Below are 15138 nucleotides of genomic sequence, written 5' to 3' on the forward strand. Positions count from 1 at the left end.
GCAACCCGGTCAAATTATTTTTTGACTTTTTCTGCCGCCTGACCGCTTGGCAATCAGCACTTTCGTTTCCAGCAGAGCCTTGAATTCTATACCGATTTTTAAGTCCCGGTCAATTTTTCAAGATCTTTTTTCTACCCTCACACCGCTTTCGCGGCTTGCGCACTTCGCATTGGCTTTGTGCACTGTGTTCAGCAGAGCCAGCGACTATAGCACGGCTGTTTCCGCCTTGTAGGGCCTAGAGGGAAATTTTAGACCTGAACCTCATTCAGCGCCAGGGGAAGCTTGCGCAAGCGCTTGCCTGTCAGCGCAAACAGCGCATTGGCCACCGCCGGCGCCAGCGGCGGTACGCCCGGCTCCCCCACACCACCCGGCGGCCGGGTACTGGGAAGCACATGTGTTTGCACCCATGGCGCCTGCGCCAGTGGCAGCATGGGGTAATTGGGGAAGTTTTTCTGCTGGACCACGCCCTCATGGATATCGACCTGGCCGTGCAGCGCTGCCGTCAGGGCAAACACCACGGCGCTTTCCATTTGCTGCGCCACGATGCCGGGATTCACCACGGTGCCGCAATCGATCGCGCACACCACATGGTGCACCCGGGGTGCTCCGTTCGACAAAGACACTTCCACGACCTGCGCCACGATGGAGCCAAAGGACTCATGCAAGGCCACGCCTCGCGCCCGGCCCGCAGGGAGCGGCCCGCCCCAGCCCGCCTTGCCGGCGGCCAGGTCCAGCACCGCCAGATGCCTGGGCGCCTCCTTTAACAAGGCGCGCCGGAAGGCCAGGGGATCCTGCCTGGCGTCCCACGCCAGCTCGTCCATGAAGCTTTCCGAGAAGAAGGCATTGTGCGAATGCCCGACCGAACGCCAAAAGCCGACTGGCACGCCCATGCGGGTCGCCACATGCGACATCTTCTGGCTGGCAAAGCCGTAAGGCAGGTCAAACAGGCCCTCGGCGGCGCTTTTGTCGGGGATCTCAACCGGCCCGCTCAATGCGGGAAGGCCCCGCTCCAGCCAGCGCGGGGTGATGGCATCGCCCGCGGACCGGATGCGCAGGCTGCTCACCCGTCCCTCGGCATCCATCGCCGCGCGCAGCAGGGCGACCTGCATGGGCCGGTAAAAGTCATGCGTGGTGTCTTCTTCACGCGACCAGATCAGTTGCACCGGACGGCCGCCGCACTCCATGGCCACGCGCACGGCCTGGGCCACAAAGTCGACTTCCAGCCGCCGGCCAAAGCCGCCGCCCAGCAAGGTCACGGTCAGACTCACATCTGCCAACGCCACCCCGGCCACCCGCGCCGCGATGGCCGCCGCCATTTGCGGCACCTGCGTGGGCACCCAGAGGCGCACCTTGCCGTCCTTGACCTGGGCCGTGCAGTTCATGGGCTCCAGCGTGGCATGGGCCAGATAGGGGGCGCGGTACATTGCCTCGACCGTTCGTGTGGCGGCCGCCTCCGCGGCCTCCACGGCGCCCCGCTCATAAAAGGTATGCCCGTCTTCGCGCCCCAGCGCGGCTTCGAGCGCCTTTTCAATCTGCCGGCTGTCCAGCGCACCGGCGGGGCGCTGCTGCCAGTCCATCCGCAGGGCCTGGGCCGCCCGCTGGGCATGCCACCAGGTTGTGCCCACCACGGCCAGGCCGGCGGTCGAGCCCGCATAGGCCGGCAGGCGCACCAGGCGCTCCACGCCGGGCCGGGCCAGCACCGCCTCGGGGTGAATGGCGGCCGGCGACCCGCCCAGCATGGGACACAGGCGGATGGCCGCATACAACATGCCCGGCAAGCGCACATCCACGCCAAACACCGCCGTGCCATTGACTTTGGCCGGCACATCCAGGCGCGGGGCGCTCCGGCCTATCAGCTTCCAGTCCCTGGGGCTCTTGAGCGTCACTTCGCCCGGTGGGGTGGCCGCGGCGAACTTCGCCAGCATGCCGTAATGCGCCGCGGGACCCGAAGGGTGGGAAATAACGCCATCTTTGACAACCAGCTCATCGACCGGCAACCTCCAGTCCAGCGAAGCCGCCCCCAGCAGGGACCCTCGCGCCGTGGCGGCGGCCGTTCGCAGCACCTCCCAGGCATCGGCCACACTGGAGGAACCACCCGTGGCATTGATGCCCAGCTCACGGGCGATCTTGCCCACCATCCATTCGCCGAGCCTGATCTTGGTGGGCCGGACGCGGGGCGCGCCCTCCGGCGAGGAGTCATCCACCTCCAGGGGATGAAACGGCAAGCTGCCCACCAGCATGGCGACATTGCCGTAGAGGCTGTCGCTGCCCGCCTGCGCCAGGCTCACCCGCGCCAGGGGCAGCTCCAGCTCCTCGGCCACCAGCATGGCCAGCGCCGTGTGCACGCCCTGCCCCATTTCGCTGCGCGGCATGGCCAGCACCACCGAGCCGTCGGCGCGGATCTTGATCCAGCCGTTGAACACCACGCCGCTGAGCGCCGGCAAGCCCGCGCCCCCTTCCGCGCCGGAGGGCCAGGGCCTGGCCGCACTGCCCAGCCGAGAGCGGGCGGGCAAAAAGCCCCAGCCAACGACCAGCGCGCCCGCCGCCCCTGCCGCGCTCAAGAGCCAGGCCCGTCTTTTCACTTTTTGGCCTTCCTCGCCACGCCGTTGGGCGCCATGCCGGCCGCCCGCCTGATCGCCAGCCGTATCCGCTGATAGGTGCCGCAGCGGCAAATATTCGTCATGGCGGCATCGATGTCGGCGTCGGTGGGTTGGGGCGTTTTGCCCAGCAGGGCGGCAGCGGCCATCAGCATGCCCGACTGGCAGTAGCCACATTGGGGCACCTGTTCGGCAATCCACGCCAGCTGCAGGGCATGGGGTTTGCCGGGCGTGCCCAGCGCCTCAATGGTTTGCAGACGCTTGCCCACGACGCTGGACACCGGCGTGATGCAGGAGCGCACCGCCTGGCCGTCCACCCGCACGGTGCAGGCGCCGCAGGCGGCCACGCCGCAGCCGTACTTGGTGCCGGTCAGGTTCAGCACATCGCGCAGCAGCCACAGCAGCGGCATGCCGGGATCGGCATCCACCTGCAGGCGACGGCCATTGAGATCCAGCTTGATCGGTGACTCCATGCGGCGCTCCTTGAAAGCCCATGAACCGGACTGGCCACTATAGCCACGATAGGGGCCGAATTCCCAGACCGCCGGTCCCCGGTAAACCCTGACAAAGCGCCGCCTTAAGCCGCCAGCCGGATAATCACTCCCCTATATGGCATTAATTACCCTTCTGGACGCCCAACTCGCTTTTGGGCATGTCGCACTGCTGGACCACGCAGATTTCGCCCTCGAAACCAACCAGCGCATAGGCCTAATCGGCCGCAACGGCACGGGCAAGTCCTCCCTGCTCAAAATCCTGGCCGGCCTGGAAAAACCCGACGACGGCACCTTGCAGCTGCAGCAAAACCTGCGCATTGCCTATGTGCCGCAGGAGCCCAGCCTGGACCCGCACGCTACGGTTTTCATAGCTGCCAGCGCAGGACTGGCAAGAACAAAGCACGTGGTGGAGCAATATCTGGCGGCCGATGAGCACACCGACCTGGACGCCCTGCAATCGGAAATCGAAGCCCTCGACGGCTGGAACTGGGAGCAGCGCGTCGAGGAAACCCTGCACCGCCTGCACCTGGACAAGGACGCCATCGTCGGCTCGCTCTCGGGCGGCACCAAAAAGCGCGTGGCCCTGGCCCAGGCGCTGGTCGCCAGGCCCGACGTGCTGCTGCTCGATGAGCCGACCAACCACCTGGACCTGGATTCGATCGCCTGGCTGGAAGAGCTGCTGGTCAATTTCAACGGCAGCATCATCACCATCACCCACGACCGGGCCTTCCTGGATAACGTGGCCACCGCCATCGTCGAGCTGGACCGCGGCAAGCTGACCAGCTACCCCGGCAACTTTGCCCAGTACCTGATCCAGAAGGAAGAGCAGATGGCGCAGGAAGCCGTCATCAACGCCAAGGCCGACAAGCTGCTGGCGCAGGAAGAAATCTGGATCCGCAAGGGCGTGGAGGCCCGCCGCACCCGCAGCGTGGCGCGCATAGGCCGCCTCGAAGCCCTGCGCGAAACCCGTGCATCGCGGCGCGATGCGGTCGGCCGGGTCAACCTGGACGTCTCCAGCGGCGAGAAAAGCGGCAAGATCGTGGCCGAGCTCACCGAGGTGTCGAAAAGCTTTGGCCACCCGGGTTCCGAAAAACTCATCGTCAACCGCTTCAGCGCCACCTTGCTGCGCGGCGACAAGGTCGGCCTGCTGGGCCCCAACGGCGCCGGCAAAAGCACGCTGCTCAAGCTCATCCTGGGCGAACTGCAACCCGACGCGACCCATCCGCCCGGCAAGGTGCGCCAGGGCGCCAACCTGCAGGTGGCCTACTTCGACCAGATGCGCGACAGCCTGAACCTGGACGCGACGCTGGAAGACTTCATCAGCCCGGGCAGCGAGTGGGTGGAAATCAACGGCCAGAAAAAGCATGTCAAGAGCTATTTGACCGACTTTTTGTTCTCCCCGGCGCGCGCCAACTCGCCGGTGCGCACGCTGTCGGGCGGCGAACGCAACCGCCTGCTGCTGGCGCGCCTGTTTGCGCGCCCGGCCAACGTACTGGTGCTGGACGAGCCGACCAACGACCTGGACATCGACACGCTGGAGCTGCTGGAAGACCTGTTGCAAAACTACGAAGGCACGGTATTTTTGGTCAGCCACGACCGGCGCTTCCTCGACAACGTGGTCACCAGCACCATCGCCTATGAGGGCACGCCCGAGAACCCGGGCTTCTGGCGCGAGTACGAGGGCGGCGTGACGGACTGGATCACCCAGTCCAAGCGGGCCGCGCAGATCACCGGCAGCGGAAAAGCCACCACATCCGCCCCTGCCGCCAAAATTGCAAGCAAAACAAGCCCTCAGCCCAGCAAGGACGGGTCTCAGCAGCTATCAAAAAAGAAGCTTAGCTACAAGGAACAGCGCGAGCTCGACGGCCTGCCGGCGCTGATTGCGCAGCTCGAATCGCAGCAAAAGGCCATTGAGCAGGAGCTGTATGACGGCACGCTCTACGCCAACAACGCCAAACGGGCAGCCGAGCTCAATGCGCGCAACACCAAGATAGAGGAAGAGTTGATGGCGGCGCTGCAGCGCTGGGAAGCGCTGTCGTCCTGAAGCCCCGTCGTTCACGCCGGCAGGCTTGACGCCCGGCGGTCAAGCCGGGCGCCTACCTCAAGACCCGCGGGAATTGCCACCCAGCCGGGCAACCCAAACGGGCGGCTTAGGCTACAGTGGGTTTGCACCATGCCCACCGCCGCTGTCTCGTCCAACTCGCCATCCAACTCGCCGCCCGCCTCGCCGACTGCCCCGTCACGCCCGGTTTCGCTGAGCCGGCAGCACTCAACCGGCCTTCGCTGGCTGGGCGTGCTGCTGCTGGGATGCTGGCTGGGCGGCTGCGCCTCCTTGCCGAGTGAGGTGGAGCGCCCCCTTTCCAGGGCACTGGAGAACCCCTCGGAAACCTACCTCGGCCAGCGCGTGGAAGCCCGCGCCGCCCAGGCCAAGACCGGCAATGACTCGGGTTTTGCGCTGGTCGGCAACGCCGAGCTGGCTTTTACCAGCCGCATGACGCTGATCAAGGCCGCACAGAAAACGCTGGACCTCCAGTACTACGCGATTTTTGCCGACGACACCACCGAGCGCCTGTTCGAGGCCCTGCGCGAAGCCGCCAACCGCGGGGTGCGCATCCGCATCCTGCTGGATGACTTCAACACCTCGGGAAAAAACGCCCAGGTGCTCAAGCTCGCCTTTGAAAAGAACTTCGAGCTGCGCCTGTTCAACCCCCTGCCTGGCGGACGCGGCTCGATGTTTTTTCGCGTCCTGGGCAACCTCAAGGACGTGGGGCGCATGCAGCGGCGCATGCACAACAAGATTTTTGTAGCCGACAACGCGGTCGCCATCACCGGCGGCCGCAACCTGGGGGAGCCCTATTTCGGCCAGAGCGAAGGCATCAACTTTGTCGACATCGACGTGCTGGCCGCCGGCCGCATCGCGCGCGACCTGTCGCGCAGCTTTGACCAGTACTGGAACAACCCGCTGGCCTACCCGGTGCAGTCGCTGATGACGGCCAGGGATATTGAAGCCCTCAAGTCCCAACCCCCTGCGGCCACCGCCAACTCCAGCAGCCTGGAAGACCCCGCCGTGCTGGCCAGCGCCACGCAGCCGGCGACGAGCCCGGCCAACACAAGCACCACCGCCGTGTCGGCCTTGCCCGACTCGACCAATCTGCGCCTGCTGAGCTGGACCTGGGCGTCCTCCGTCATGCTGACCGACAAGCCGTCCAAGATTGCCGCCGACGCCGACACGGCGGACGAATCGCAGGACACCACGGTCGATGGCCTGCTGCAGCTCATGTCGCAGGCGCAAACCGAGCTGCTCATCGTCTCGCCCTACTTCGTGCCCGGCAAACGCATGATGCAGCAGTTTGCCGACCTGCGGCAACGCGGCGTGCGCATACGGGTGCTGACCAATTCACTGGCCTCCAACGACGTGCCCGCGGCGCACGTGGGTTACGCCCGCTACCGCGAAGCCCTGCTGGCCATGGGTGTCGACATGTACGAAATGCGCGCCGAACAAAAGGGCTCCATCAGCAATTTCGGCCTGGCCGCCGGCTCGACGGGCGGCTCAAGCGGCGGCTCGCGCGCCAGCCTGCACGCCAAGGTGGTCGTGGTGGACAGCCACTGGCTGGTGGTGGGCTCCATGAACCTGGACTTGCGCTCCCAACTGAAAAACAGCGAGACGGCCATCGTCATCCGCAAGCGCGCCCTGGCCGCCGAAGCCACCCGCATGATAGAGCCGGCGCTGGCCAGCGGCGCCTGGCATGTGGAATTGGTGGACGGCCAGCTGGTGTGGCGCGCGCCGCAGGACTCCGGGCGGGAGGATTCCAGGAAAGAGCCGGACGCCAGCCTGGGGCTCAAACTGATGCTCAGGCTGATCGCACCGTTTGCGCCGGACGAGATGCTTTAAGCGCCTTACTCCGGCACGATGCCCGCCGCCGTGATGATGCGGCCCCACTTCAGCGACTCCGCCGCCTGAAACTTGCCCAGCTCTGCCTGGGTGCCGGTGAAGATTTCGGTTCCGGTGGACTGGTAGAAACCTGCCGCACCGCTGCTGTGCGCCGCCTTCACCAGTATCTCGTTGAGTTTGCCCACCACCTCCGCCGGCGTGCCCGCCGGCGCATAGGCCGCGAACCAGTAGGTCATCTCGTAACCCTTGACACCGGCCTCTTCCAAAGTGGGCACATCGGGAGCGAGCGGCGAGCGCTGTTTGGTGGAGACACCGAGCGCCTTGAGCTTGCCAGCCTTCACTTGCGGTAAGCCTGTGGCCATGTCGGTAATCATCATGTCGATCTGCCCGCCCATCAGGTCCGCGACCGCCGGCGGGTTGCTCTTGTAGGGAATATTGAGGATGTAGGTATTGGTCAGCTGCTTGAACATTTCACCCGCCACCCGGCTGGACGAACTGCCGCTGCCAAAAGACAGCTTGCCGGGTTTGGACTTGGCCAGCGCAATGAACTCCTTCACGTCTTTCACCGGCAGGTTCGGATTGACGACCATGATCTGGCCGCCGCGGCCCAGAGTCGTCACTGGCACGAAGTCCTTGACCGGGTCATAGGGCAGCTTCTTGAACAAATGCTCGTTGGCCGCTTGCGTGGTGTTGGTGGTGATGAACACCGTGTAGCCATCCGGTTTCGCCTTGGCCGCCATCTGCGCGCCTATGAAGCTGTTGGCGCCTGGCTTGTTGTCCACCACCACGCTGGCCTTGGTGCTGGCGCTCACGGCCTGCCCAATGGCACGGGCCAGCTGGTCGGTGGCGCTGCCGGCGGCAAAAGGCACGACAAAAGTGATCGGCTTGTCGGGAAAGCCCTGCGCCAGGCCAAGCGCCGGCGCCAGCGCGCAAAGCACGGCCACGCCGAGCATGACGGGGCGGATGCGAAGGGTGGAAATGGGTTTCATGAGGTCTCCTTTTTTAAATCGTCAAATTGAAACGGGTCACCCGCCAGCAGCGGCGCCAGCGACACGGGAATGCGCAGCGGCAAGTCCAGCAGCCAGAACGAGAGCGCCTTGCCGTGCGTGTCCAGGTTCAGCGCATCGTTCACGCCGCCGTCAAGCACCTCGTCCAGCACGAAATTCATGGCGTGCAGCTGGGGCAGCAGGTAGCGTTGCACCGCAGCGGGCCGGCGGTGCGCAAAATGCTGGGCCACGAGCTGCGGCGTGAGCTGCTCGACCAGCACCGGGTACAAATTGGAATGCCAGGCAATCACGCTGATGTTGGAGCGGTTGCCCTTGTCGCCGGTGCGGCCGTGGGCGGCACGGTACAGCGGAACGGTCAAAAACTCGCTCATGCCGCGGCCTCCGCGGCCAGCATCTCGTAATGCGTGGGCACGGCTTCCCGCGGCAGCAGGCAAGACAGCGTGTTGAGCCGCGGCGTCAAGGCGGTGCGCACGCCGCCGCCGCCGGCCGGGCCGCAGCAGTACAACGCCATGACTTCCCGCGCCAGGCGCTCGGCCTGCGCGCGTTCGCTGTGCGCGGCGGCCACACGCAGGCGCACGTCGCGCGCGTCACCGGCGGGTGTCGCCTGCAGCAAACGGCCTGCGTCGTCGCCGAAGATGCTCAAGGCGCCGATCAGGTCCACACGCAGCGCCAGGTCCGGCAGGCGCCGGCGCAGCACATCGGCCGCCAGCCTGGCCCGAGCCTCGGCGCGGGGCCCGGCATAGGAAATTTCGCCTTCGGCCAGCCAGCCGCCTTCGTGGCACACGTTGACCTTCAGCGTGGCGGGCCGGGCATGGCCTCGCACACCGGTCAGCGCCACGCGGTCCGGCGCCAGCAGTTCGATCTGCGCGGCGCTGATGTCGGCCACCACGTCGGGCGTCAGGTAGGCGGCCGGGTCGTGCACCTCGTACAGCAGCTGCTCCTTGACGCTGGCCAGGCTGACCAGCCCGCCGGTATGCGCCGCCTTGCCGATGACGCTGTGGCCATCGCTGCTGATTTCGGCGATCGGGTAGCCCACGGCGTGCAGCTCTGGCACCTCCTTGTAGCCGGGGTCGGCAAAGTAGCCGCCGCAGACCTGGGCGCCACATTCAAGCAGATGCCCGGCCATGGTGGCGCGGGCAAGACGATCCCAGTCATCGGTGCGCCAGCCGAAATGCGACATGGCCGGCCCCACCGTCAGCGACGGGTCGGCCACGCGACCCGCCACCACGATCTGCGCACCGGCGTCCAGCGCGGCGGCAATCGCCTCGGCGCCGATGTAGGCGTTGGCGCTGACCATCTGGATGCCGTCAATCGCCGCGCCCAGCTGTTCGCGCAGCAGTTGACGATGCGGCGCACCCGACACATCATCACCGCCGACCACGGCAATGCGCGGCGCGGGCAAGCCCAGCGCCTGGGCCATCTTGCGGATATGCCGCGCCGCCGCCAGCGGATTGGCCGCGCCAAAGTTGCTGACGATGCGAATCTGGTGCTGCAGGCAGCGCGCCAGCACGGGCCGCAGCAGGTCGTCCAGCAAGGGCTCAAAGCCGGACTCGGGGTCGGCACGGCGGCGCAACTGGGCCAACGCCAGGGTTCGCTCGGCCAGCGTCTCGAAAATCAGGAACGCCCGCTGCCCCGGATGATGGGCGCAACGCGCAATCAGGGTGTCCACCACCGGCCCGGCGGCATCGACGCGGTCGCCCGAAAAACCGGCGGCGCAGCCGATCAGCAGAGGGAAAGTGGAAGTAGATGTCATGGTGCGGTGAGGGATTGACCGAACTTTAGGCTTGCGCAGCTCATTTGTAAAATCGAAAATGCATATCAATTCATTTGAAAGTCAACTCAATTGGCGATGCCCGACCTCTCCACCCGGCAACTGCGTGCCTTTCTGGTGCTCGCCGACCAGCGCAGCTTCACGAAAGCGGCGGCGGCATGTCATTTGTCGCAGCCGGCATTCAGCGCGCTGATCCGCACGCTCGAACAGGCGCTCAACACCCGGCTGTTTGACCGCGACACGCGCAGCGTGCAGCTCACGCCGGAAGGCCGTCTGTTCGAGCCTTCTGCGCGCCAGTTGCTCGGGGATTTCGGCGTGGCCGTCAACGACCTGAGCGATCACGTTGAACGCCGCAAAGGCCGCGTGCATGTGGCGGCCCTGCCCTCGCTGGCGGCGGGCTGGCTGCCGGCGATATTTGCCGAGTTCAAAAAAGCCTGGCCCGGCATTGACCTCAACCTCAGCGACACCTTGTCGGACCCGTGCATAGAGCTGGTGCGCAGCGGCAAGGCCGACTTTGCCCTCGCCTCCACAGGCGCCAGCCACGCCGGCCTGAGTGCCCAACTGCTGTGCACGGACAGGTTTTACCTGGTGTGCCGCAAGGACCACCCGCTGGCAAGCGAAAAAGTGCTGACCCTGAAAAAGCTGGCGCCCCACCCCTTTATCCACATGTCACGCAACAGCAGCGTGCGCCAGGCACTCGATGCGGCGCTGCATCCCTTGCAGACCAACACGGTGCTTGAGGTCGAGCAGCTGGCCACGGTGGCGGGCATGGTCGAGGCCGGCCTGGGCATCAGCGTGGTGCCGGCGCTCACGCTGTTCCACTTTGAGCGCCAAAGCCTGGTGACCCGCCCCTTGGCCATCGCGGGCCTGACACGCAAGATTTACCTGGTGCGCAGGCAGCAGGGAAGCTTGTCTGCGGCTGCGTTGGCGCTGCATGAGCTGATTGTTGCGCGGATGGGGCCTGAGACCTATCTCAAAGGAATTTAGGGTAATGCTGAACAAGTACCGTCAAAACGCCCGCTCGGGATGATGATGGTTCGATTACGAGCAAACAGGTCGCCAAGCGACCTCTCTTGTGGCCCATCCGACCTGTTTTGCAGGCCTACCGGCCCGCCTGCCGCCCTCATGGGCGCACCTGCGCCATCAGCCGTTGCCGGCCGAGGTAGAGGTTGGCCAGTGCCAAGGCCGTGAACGCCCGGGTCGCGTTCTTGGCAAGGCCCCGGTAGCGCACCTTGCCAAAGCCCCACAGCCGCTTGACCACGCCGAACACGTGCTCCACCCGCGAGCGGATGCGTGACTTGTTGCGGTTCTTGGCTCGGACTGCTTCATCAACGATGCCGCCTCGCCGGGTGCGCTGGTTCGTGAAGTCTTTGGCATTGGGCGCCTTGCCCTCGATCAGAGCCTTTTGGCTGGCATACGCCGAGTCACCGTAGACCCGCGTCTCGTTGCCGTGCAATAAATCAGGCAGCGGGTGTTTGTCATGCACGTTGGCCGCTGTGACCACGGCGCTGTGCGCCAGACCGCTTTGGCTGTCCGCGCCAATGTGCAGCTTCATGCCGAAATACCATTGCTTGCCCTTGCGGGTCTGGCGCATTTCGGGGTCGCGTGTCTTGTCCGCGTTCTTGGTCGAGCTGGGCGCGCCGATGATGGTGGCGTCCACGATGGTGCCGGTGTTGACCTTGAAGCCTCTGTCTTGCAGTTCCTGCCTCACCCGAGCGAACAGGGCCTCACCGAGCTTGTTGTCATTGAGCAGGCGGCGGAACTTGAGCAGGGTAGTGGCGTCGGGCACCGGCTCGCGGCCCAGATCGATGCCCACGAAACGGCGCAGGCTGGCGCTGTCGTACAGCGCCTCCTCGCAGGCCAGATCTGCCAGGTCGAACCAGTGTTGAATGAAATGGATGCGCAGCATGCGCTCCAAGCCGATGGGTGGACGGCCATTGCCGGCTTTGGGGTAATGCGGCTCGATGACTTCGCACAGCGCCGTCCACGGCACGATGGCCTCCATGGTCTTCAAGAACTCGTCTCGCCTCGTGGGCTTGCGGTGTTGTTCGAATCCCGATCCTTGATCGGCAGCCATGGCCAGGGTCTGTTGTTTCATCGTCAGGTAACGCTTCATGTGCGGTAGCCGTGGACCTTAATCAGCATTGCCATAAGTCCAAGATTACGTTTATGACACAGTAAGACTAGCCCCCCAGAGACACCGGCAGACGCAGATAGCGGACACCGTTGACCTCAGTCGGTGGCAACCGGCCACCACGGATATTGACCTGCAGGGCCGGCCAAAACAGCTTTGGCGTAGCAAGTGTGGCATCCCGAGCCCGGCGCATCTGGATGAAAACGTCCTCGCCAATTCCATGGCCTACGTGGATATTCCCGGCTCGTTGTGCAGCGACGGTGGTGCAGGCAATTGCCACACGGCCGTCGGGCGGATAGTCATGACACACGTACAAGCGCATATGCGGCGGCAGGCCGAGGATGCGCTGTATCGATGCGTACAGAGCCCGGGCGTCACCACCCGGGAAGTCACAGCGCGCGGTGCCGCAATCGGGCATAAAAAGTGTGTCGCCTACAAATACGGCATCGCCCACCACATAGGTAACACAGGCCGGCGTATGGCCCGGTGTGTGCCACGCCCTTGCCTCCACTGTGCCGATACAGAAAGCCTCATCGTCTGTGAATAGATGGTCGAACCGTTGCTCGTCATCGCCCAAGCTCTGGCCCAGTCGCTTGCTGAACACGGCCTGCACGACGGTTACTTGCTTGCCTATGGCAACCCTGCCACCGGTGTGGCGACGAAGGTAATCGGAAGCCGATAGATGGTCCGCGTGCACATGGGTTTCCAGTATCCATTCCACTTGTGCATTGAGTTCCTTTACGCGCTGCAACAAGAGGTCGGCACTGGCCGTGCTGCAACGCCCAGAGGCAATGTCGAAGTCCCACACAGGGTCGATCAGAGCGCAGGCTCGGCTGAGCGGGTCCAACAGCAAGTAGCTGAACGTCGACGTCGCCGGGTCGAAGAAAGTCTCTACATGCAGGCCTGAAGCAATGGCATTGCTCACGGGTACCCCATCCCGAATCGTCCCGCCGTAAGCCCCTCCGTGTCGATCTCGGGCTGACGTCCCGAGACCATGTCGGCCACGATTCGGCTGGTGCCGCAGGCCTGGGTCCATCCATTGGAGCCGTGGCCGCCGTTGAGGAACAGCCGGCCTATGCGGGTCGGCCCTAACACCGGAGGCCCGTCGGGAGTCATAGGCCGAAGCCCTGCCCAGAATTCGGTGCGAGCAAAATCGAGACCATTTGGAAGCAACTCCCGCGTCAGCCGCATTAGCAGTGCGCGCCGATCGTCTTGCAGTTGAAGATCATGACCCACCAACTCGGCCATGCCGGCCACCCGGATGCGATCGCCCAGGCGCGACACCATGATCTTGTGGTGCTCGTCCATGATGGCGACATGTGGCGCCAACGCGTCGTCGACGATGGGCACGGTGATCGAATAGCCTTTGAGTGGGTAGACCGGCAGGCGCAGGCCGAGCGGCCTCAGCAACGAGGGCGCCTGACTGCCCAGGGCTACCACATAAGCGTCGGCCTCCAGCCGCTCACCGACGCCAATATCGACGCCGGTGATGTCACCTCCGCAGTGCTGCAGCGCGCGCACCGACGTGTCGTAGCGGAACACCACTCCCCGGGCCTGCAAATACGCCGACAGCGAGGTGCAAAATTTATGGCTATCACCTGATGCATCGGACGGCAGGTGCAGAGCGCCGATCCAGGGTTCGGACGAGGCTGCCAGAGCCGGTTCCACGGCGCTTGCATCGGCTGGATCCAGCATTTTCCACGGAATGCCCAGTTCCTGCAGAGTACGAGCGGCTATGCGGCCTAGCTCCAGTTCCTGCGGCGTACGAAAAATTTGCAGTACGCCATTGCAGTGATAGTCGAAACCATCCAAATCGGCTTCTTCTGCCAGCTTGCGCAGGCAAGCCAGGCTGTAATGCGCGACCCGCTGCATGCGGGCCTTGTTGACGCCGAAGCTATCTACATTGCAGTTGCCAGCCCATTGCCGAACCCAGCGCAAACGCTCGAGATCAGGCCACAGTGAAAAACGGACCGGTGAGTTCGGTTGCAGAGCCATTTTCAACACCTTGCCGACCATACCGGGCGCAGCCCATGGGCCAGCAAAACTGGGACACAACCCCCCAGCGTTGCCGTAACTGGTTTCCAGCCCAGGACCAGGCTGGCGCTCCACCACCGTCACCCTATGGCCATCGCGCCACAAGTAATAGGCTGTCGCGACGCCGACGACACCGGCGCCAAGAACTATCACACGCATGCCGCTCATTCGACCTTAATGTGAGCACTGTCGATGATGGTCTGGTAACGCTTGATCTCGACGCCGATGAACTTGTTGAAGTCCGTCGAGTTCTTGTAGGCAACATTGAAGCCAAAATCCGCCAGCTTGGCTGTCATCTCAGGCGACTCCATGATCTTGGCCGAGGCCGCCTCTAGTCTTTTCAATATTGGCGTGGGCAGGTTAGCCGGCGCCCAGAGGCCGTACCAGGAATAAAACTCGAAATCTTTCACACCCGACTCGCGCATGGTGGGAACATCGGGCAACAGTGGACTGCGTTCACGGCCCGTGACGGCCAGGGCTCGCAGCTTGCCCGCTTTGACGTTGGACAACGAAGACAGCATAGGGTCCATCATGCCCTGGACCTGGCCACCAATCAGGTCGGTCAGCGCGGGCCCGGCGCCCTTGTAGAGCGCGATCGGTAAGTTCAGGGGCTCAATGCCGGTCTCATACATGAACTGGGCGATGCCCAGGTGGCCAGCAGAGCCGAAGCCGCTAGTGACGAAACTATATCTTTCAGGATTTGCCTTCACCACCCTGATCAGCTCAGACACGGTCTTGGCCGGGACCTGCGGGTTGACGCTAAAGATCAACGCGCCCTGCGCCAGCATGCTGATAGCAGTGAAGTCCTTGACTGCGTCGTACTTGATGGTTTTTTTGTACAGCAGCGGGTTGATGTTATGAATGGAGGCGTTGATGTACAAAGTGTAGCCATCGGGCACGGCGCGCGCCACCGTGCCGGCGCCAACCAGGCCGGAAGCGCCTGGACGGTTGTCGACCACGACTGACTGCTTGAGTTCCTTGCGCAGCATCTCGGCATAGGTGCGAGCCACACCGTCCACTGAGCCACCAGGCGCGTAGGGCACGACGATGGTGATAACGCGGGCGGGATAGTCCGTCTGGGCCAGCGCCGTGCACATGGGGACCACGGCGGCAGCCAGAGCGGCTAAGCCGGTGGCAACGAAAGAACGATGAGCAAAACGTTTCATACGTGTCCTTAACAAATCAGCAATAGAAATTAGCGGACTGTCT

General features: G+C 64.2%; 12 protein-coding genes. 3 read left to right on the forward strand and 9 right to left on the reverse strand.

Annotation, left to right across the window (positions count from 1 at the left end):
• Window positions 1–248: 248 nt before the first annotated feature.
• Window positions 249–2582 carry a xanthine dehydrogenase family protein molybdopterin-binding subunit gene (locus PJE01S_RS19615; protein ID WP_068835346.1) on the reverse strand — a complete coding sequence of 778 codons (2334 nt, stop codon included), beginning with the start codon at window positions 2580–2582 and terminating at the stop codon, window positions 249–251.
• Window positions 2579–3058, reverse strand: coding sequence for a (2Fe-2S)-binding protein (locus PJE01S_RS19620; RefSeq protein ID WP_068835397.1), 480 nt, complete (start codon window positions 3056–3058; stop codon window positions 2579–2581). The genes PJE01S_RS19615 and PJE01S_RS19620 overlap by 4 nt, the downstream gene beginning before the upstream one ends.
• A 148-nt stretch (window positions 3059–3206) precedes the next feature.
• Between PJE01S_RS19620 and PJE01S_RS19625 the strand changes: the two genes are divergently transcribed.
• The gene (locus tag PJE01S_RS19625; protein ID WP_068835347.1) at window positions 3207–5135 is read left to right on the forward strand and encodes an ATP-binding cassette domain-containing protein; all 1929 of its coding nucleotides are present in this window, start codon (window positions 3207–3209) and stop codon (window positions 5133–5135) included.
• A 129-nt stretch (window positions 5136–5264) separates the two neighbouring features.
• Complete coding sequence (locus tag PJE01S_RS19630) at window positions 5265–6983, forward strand: phospholipase D-like domain-containing protein (RefSeq protein ID WP_068835348.1); 1719 nt, start codon at window positions 5265–5267, stop codon at window positions 6981–6983.
• Between the two features lie 5 nt (window positions 6984–6988).
• Here the strand turns inward: PJE01S_RS19630 and PJE01S_RS19635 are convergent, their stop codons facing one another.
• From PJE01S_RS19635 to PJE01S_RS19645, 3 genes are read right to left on the reverse strand one after another with little or no spacing between them, the layout of a single operon-like run.
• Entirely contained in the window at window positions 6989–7936 is a 948-nt protein-coding gene (locus PJE01S_RS19635) for a Bug family tripartite tricarboxylate transporter substrate binding protein (protein WP_068835398.1), read from the reverse strand.
• A 32-nt stretch (window positions 7937–7968) separates the two neighbouring features.
• A complete protein-coding gene (locus PJE01S_RS19640; RefSeq protein ID WP_068835349.1) occupies window positions 7969–8361 on the reverse strand; it encodes an AtuA-related protein in 393 nt (130 codons plus the stop codon).
• The gene (locus PJE01S_RS19645) at window positions 8358–9743 is read right to left on the reverse strand and encodes an acyclic terpene utilization AtuA family protein (RefSeq protein ID WP_068835350.1); all 1386 of its coding nucleotides are present in this window, start codon (window positions 9741–9743) and stop codon (window positions 8358–8360) included. The genes PJE01S_RS19640 and PJE01S_RS19645 overlap by 4 nt, the downstream gene beginning before the upstream one ends.
• Window positions 9744–9839: 96 nt before the next feature.
• Here PJE01S_RS19645 and PJE01S_RS19650 point away from each other — a divergent pair, with 96 nt between their 5' ends.
• Complete coding sequence (locus PJE01S_RS19650; RefSeq protein WP_068835351.1) at window positions 9840–10748, forward strand: LysR family transcriptional regulator; 909 nt, start codon at window positions 9840–9842, stop codon at window positions 10746–10748.
• Between the two features lie 136 nt (window positions 10749–10884).
• Here PJE01S_RS19650 and PJE01S_RS19655 read toward each other — a convergent pair whose 3' ends face one another.
• The 4 genes from PJE01S_RS19655 to PJE01S_RS19670 all read right to left on the reverse strand — a co-directional run bounded on the left by PJE01S_RS19655 (window position 10885) and on the right by PJE01S_RS19670 (window position 15095).
• Window positions 10885–11859 (reverse strand): IS5 family transposase, encoded by a 975-nt coding sequence (locus PJE01S_RS19655; RefSeq protein WP_068835399.1) that lies wholly within the window; start codon window positions 11857–11859, stop codon window positions 10885–10887.
• Window positions 11860–11944: 85 nt separating this feature from the next.
• Entirely contained in the window at window positions 11945–12820 is an 876-nt protein-coding gene (locus PJE01S_RS19660) for an MBL fold metallo-hydrolase (RefSeq protein WP_245660870.1), read from the reverse strand.
• Window positions 12817–14097, reverse strand: a complete 1281-nt coding sequence (locus PJE01S_RS19665) for a D-amino acid dehydrogenase (RefSeq protein WP_439650330.1) — start codon at window positions 14095–14097, stop codon at window positions 12817–12819. Before PJE01S_RS19665 ends, PJE01S_RS19660 begins: the two co-directional genes overlap by 4 nt.
• Window positions 14094–15095 carry a Bug family tripartite tricarboxylate transporter substrate binding protein gene (locus PJE01S_RS19670; protein ID WP_068835353.1) on the reverse strand — a complete coding sequence of 334 codons (1002 nt, stop codon included), beginning with the start codon at window positions 15093–15095 and terminating at the stop codon, window positions 14094–14096. Before PJE01S_RS19670 ends, PJE01S_RS19665 begins: the two co-directional genes overlap by 4 nt.
• Window positions 15096–15138 lie beyond the last annotated feature (43 nt).

Origin of the sequence: Polaromonas jejuensis NBRC 106434 (assembly GCF_001598235.1) — a bacterium.
Classification (GTDB): Bacteria; Pseudomonadota; Gammaproteobacteria; order Burkholderiales; family Burkholderiaceae_C; genus Polaromonas; species Polaromonas jejuensis.